Annotated in this window: 4 protein-coding genes; all 4 read right to left on the bottom strand. The window is 47.2% G+C overall.

Annotated elements, in window-relative coordinates:
• A partial coding sequence (locus ACKI61_RS07505; RefSeq protein ID WP_407457126.1) for a hypothetical protein occupies positions 1-791 on the bottom strand: 791 nt, incomplete at its 3' end.
• Between the two features lie 337 nt (positions 792-1,128).
• Positions 1,129-1,899, bottom strand: a complete 771-nt coding sequence (locus ACKI61_RS07500; protein WP_407457125.1) for a DUF6261 family protein — start codon at positions 1,897-1,899, stop codon at positions 1,129-1,131.
• Positions 1,900-2,248: 349 nt separating this feature from the next.
• Positions 2,249-3,448, bottom strand: coding sequence for a hypothetical protein (locus tag ACKI61_RS07495; RefSeq protein WP_407457124.1), 1,200 nt, complete (start codon positions 3,446-3,448; stop codon positions 2,249-2,251).
• Position 3,449: 1 nt separating this feature from the next.
• Complete coding sequence (locus ACKI61_RS07490) at positions 3,450-4,037, bottom strand: hypothetical protein (RefSeq protein WP_407457123.1); 588 nt, start codon at positions 4,035-4,037, stop codon at positions 3,450-3,452.
• Positions 4,038-4,349: the final 312 nt, after the last annotated feature.

Genomic DNA, 4,349 nt, shown 5'->3' with positions numbered 1-4,349 from the left:
TCAAACCGCACAAACAGAGATATGCCCTTGGGCAGGTTTACCATAGCGTACAGCGAGTAGCCGCTCAGGTCGGCATCCGCCACGCCCGACGTGTTGGCCATATAGCTGTATTCGGCCCCGACGGCAAACCGCTCGTGGCGGGAGCCTGCAAAAGCCGCCAGGTTTGCCGTGTTCTTCCGCCCCTCCGCTCCGCTCTCGTTCAAGCCTCCGTACAGGCGGATTTGGAAACCTTCGGCCGGAGTGAGCGTCACGCCCAAGCCGTAGTTCAGACCGTCCCCTGCCTGAATCTTCTTATAACCCTCGCCGTTCACCACAATGGCGTCGGCCGAAATCCAGTCGGCAAACCGATAGGCTGCCGAGAGACCCAAATCGGCACTGCTGCCGAACTTGTACTCGTCCTGGAAAGACTTCCAGATGTAGCGATAGCCCCAGAACTTCTCCTGAAACTTGAATTGTGTTGTCGAAATAAGTCCGCCGTTCAACGCAAGGCGGCCGCTCTCCCACGACACCATCGCGTGCTTGATATAAGCAATGCGTTGGTAGTCGCTCACATCGGCCGACTTGCCGATGTCCAGCACCCCCTTGACCGACAGCCCGCTTCCGAGCTTGTATTCATAACCCAGGTAGCTTCTGTCCAGTTCAAAGCCCCGATTGTCGTTCTCCGAGCCGAAGCCCGTGTGGAAATTTCCGAACACCTCCACAATCGCTTTGCCCTTCGGCTCCCCGATTTCAGCGTTCCTTTCCTGCGCCACGCCACTGATAGAAGTGGCTAACGCCAATAAAATCATCATTTTGTTCATAATATCGTATGTTTTAATCACGCTGCAAAAATAGATTGGCGATATTACAACGGTATGACGATTTTATGAAAATTTGACTTGTAACAATCTTTTCATCCCATCGTAACAGATTTGTCCGCTTTCGGCCCCGCTTCCTTTTCGCCGAATTCCGTCCCGCATCATTGCAAGACGGCGTCCGGGGTTCGGAAACAGGCTTTGCGATGATGCGGAGTGCCGCCCGAAGCCAGAAACCGGTCCCGCATCATTGCAAAGACCGTTCCGGAAACCCAAAAACGGCCTCGCATCATTGCAAGGCCGTTTTCGGGATGGGTTTCGTATCTTCGCATCGTTACAGCGACGCTTCCGGCTGCTCCGGCGTGGCGGCCAGCGGCTCGTCCTCCTTGCCGCCCTTCTTGCGGCTCTGCTGGTATTGCAGGTCGATTTTCGCCAGGTCGGCGTTGTAGTACTGCGCCGCCTTCGACAGGCTCTCCTCGGGCTGCAGCTCCTGCACCGCGTTGAGGTAGGTGATGAAAGCGCGGTAGTGGCCGTCCAGCTTCTCGCGCGCCGCCTTCAGCTCGCCCACCACCACGTCGCTCTTCTCCTCGTTGCGCTTGCCCATCGTCTGCTCAATCTGCTCCGTGCGGTTCAGCAGGCGGCGGTTCAGCTCCGTCAGGCCCATCATCTGCAGGTCGGCCGTCAGCTCGCGGTCCGCCAGCTTCTGCTCCATATTGTGAATCTTCGCGTTCTCCGCCACCAGCGCCTCCGACGTGCGGAAGCCGTAGTCGCGGAACACCTGCGCCACCCTGCGGCCGTGCGCCGCCAGCGTCTCGTCCTCGAGTTTCGCGGCCCACGCCTCGGCCACCTTCTGCATCACGTAGGCATAGCCGTCGCGCTCCTTGTCCAGGGCGGCAATCTTCGCCGTCAGCTCGCTCTTCTGCGTCCGCTTGTACGCCTCGTCGAACGCCTTAAACAGCCGGTCGTACTCGTCGCGCATCTCGCGGAAACGGTCCAACGCGCACTCCGCCACCATGATTCTTTTGTCGAACGCCTCCACGGCGCTGAAATAAAACGCCACGGGAAACCGCGACAATGACTTTTCGTCAAATTTGATTGCTTCCATATCTATGTAGTATTACGTTATTATTATTTCATTCCAAGAGGCCGCGTTGCAGCCCTGCAAAACTATGTTTTCGTTTCAAAACACCCCGTTGCAACCCTGCAAAACCCTGTTTTCATTCCGAAAGGCCCTTTCGCAACCTGCGAAACCTTGTTTTATTTTCAAAACACCCTTTTGCACCCCCGCAAAACCCTCTTTCAATTTTCAAACGCCCTTTCGCAACCCGCGACAGCCGTTTTCAAAACCGTTTGGCCCTATTGCAGCATTACATCGTCCGTTTTCAAAACCGATTTGTCATACGCACGATGGAGATTTGGTCGATTTGCATTGAAATGTTTATGACATATATGTTTTATTTGATTTGTAATTCTTGCCAGACAAAACCTGTTTCAGTATGTTTTTTATTGGTGTATTCAATAATGTTAAAACTGCCGTAGAATGATGGAATACCTGCAGGAAAATGCAATAAGTAATATCTGTTTCCACATTCTTTGTGAATTGTCGTACCAAATTCATATCCATCAATTTTGGATATTTGGCACTTGCCAATGTTATTATCACCCCAAGTTATGTAAATCTCATTCGAGAAACTATACCAATCGGGACATCCTGATTTTCTAATGCAAACTATAGTCTCTCTAGGATTTCTTATAACAAATGCCACGTCAACTATAGATGAACTTTTTCTCGAATATCTAGGCCAGGATGTAACATTGTATTTTGAATATAATTTATCTTTCCAACAGACAAAACTATAATCATTCTCAAACACTGTTGCTTCTTTCCATTCTCCTGTATTAACCCCCATACTTCCCCATGCACAGTAAAACATATAAGGATATACTTTCCTCGCATCGCTAGAGGATCCTTCACTCACTAGATTAGTCTTCCATAACATGGTCGGATTATCTGTATGTTTGTTGTCAAAGGCATAAATGTTGATAAATCTACGATAATTCTCCACATGCCTGTTTACATTAGTCACTCCTGTAACACCGTAGTTGTACCTCACATTTGTCCGTGTGTTTGTTGTTGAACTACCATACGCGCTGCCCGATGCTGAGCCATACGCGCTGCCATATGTAGTGTTACCATAGGTTTGTGCACTGCCATAGGCACTACCCGAAGCTGTGCCATAGGCAGACCCTCGTGTTGTGCTTGTGGTACTAACAGAAGCGATGCCTGTTGGTCCCCAAATTGGAATAGGTACTGTTTCATTGTATGATTCATTCGTTATTCCATAACTCATCAATATAATCATATCGGCATTTTTCTTTTCATATTCAGATTTTGTGGGCTTAGCCCCCGAAAGAACCAATGATTCTTCGAGATATGATTTATACTCTGCAAATTCAAGGTCATTATCTGATACGTTTTCATCGCCCGATGTGATATAAAATGTTTTTCCCACGAGGTTATAATTCCCCCATGCGTTAACAGAAACGCAGTATCTTGTTCCATATCCATTTGAGAGATAAGTCGTACTGTAGCACCCTGTAAGTGATAGTATGCATAACAGCATCAATAAACAAATTGGTGTTTTTTTCTTCATATTAAAGCTGTTTTGATGGTTTTGGTTTTATAATTCTATCAGTATTCAATAATAATTGTTCTACTTGTTCGATGTTTTGACGAATGTATTCATATGAAATATTTTGTATTGGTTTTGCTATATCATAGTGAGTGAGTTGAATTCGGATCTTATGAAATGATTCATATTGTGTCCATATAGAAGTTAATGGGGGCAGTACAACTTTATATTCATGTTCTAATCGACTATAATATCCGAAAATATCAGACATCCCATTCTTTTCTTTTTTTGTTGGATTCTTCTTATTTATAGCCAACTCACGGAGTTTGGTCTCACAGAATGAATAAATCCTTGGAATCAATGACAAAATAAATGTCCTTTGCATATCGTCAAAAATTTGCGTATCATAAGTAGGATGCCATGGAATTGTGATGTATTTCTTAGCATCTTCATCATACACATCCTCGTACTCTGTTATTGACATTGCTTCTTCTTCTATTTTTGTTTTGAGCTCTTGTGTGTATTTAGGGATATCTGTCAAAAGCATTTCCAAGGCTCGAGCTTCACTATAAACATCAAATTGATAATTACTGAATCCGTGTGCTATCATAGGCTTGTGATTTTAAAATAAAACCATCCCGCCCCGCCGCAACATTGCGGCAGATGCAGGCAAATGAATTAAAAACAAAGAGGAAAGCCTCCCGACGGTTACTTGTGCAATTCGTGGGGGGGGGGTAAAAATCAGCGAGTTATGGATATTTGTTTTCATCGGGCTATCATCTTGGACGGGCGGATACGGTCGACAATGACCATATCATCCTCTACGTGGAATATGAAACACCAGCGGCGGTTGTGGCTCACCATTCGGCGGGCTTTGGGATGGTACTGCCGTATGTCGGCCATCGTGCTCGGCCGGTACAGG

This window comes from Fibrobacter sp., from assembly GCF_045601785.1.
Lineage (GTDB): Bacteria > Fibrobacterota > Fibrobacteria > Fibrobacterales > Fibrobacteraceae > Fibrobacter.
The sequence above is the reverse complement of the archived record's forward strand: the minus strand, read 5'-3'. Positions and strand labels throughout refer to the sequence as shown.

Coding starts and splice junctions, on each gene's coding strand:
- ACKI61_RS07490 (WP_407457123.1), bottom strand. CDS start 4,037: ATGATAGCACACGGATTCAGTAATTATCAATTTGATGTTTATAGTGAA.
- ACKI61_RS07495 (WP_407457124.1), bottom strand. CDS start 3,448: ATGAAGAAAAAAACACCAATTTGTTTATTGATGCTGTTATGCATACTA.
- ACKI61_RS07500 (WP_407457125.1), bottom strand. CDS start 1,899: ATGGAAGCAATCAAATTTGACGAAAAGTCATTGTCGCGGTTTCCCGTG.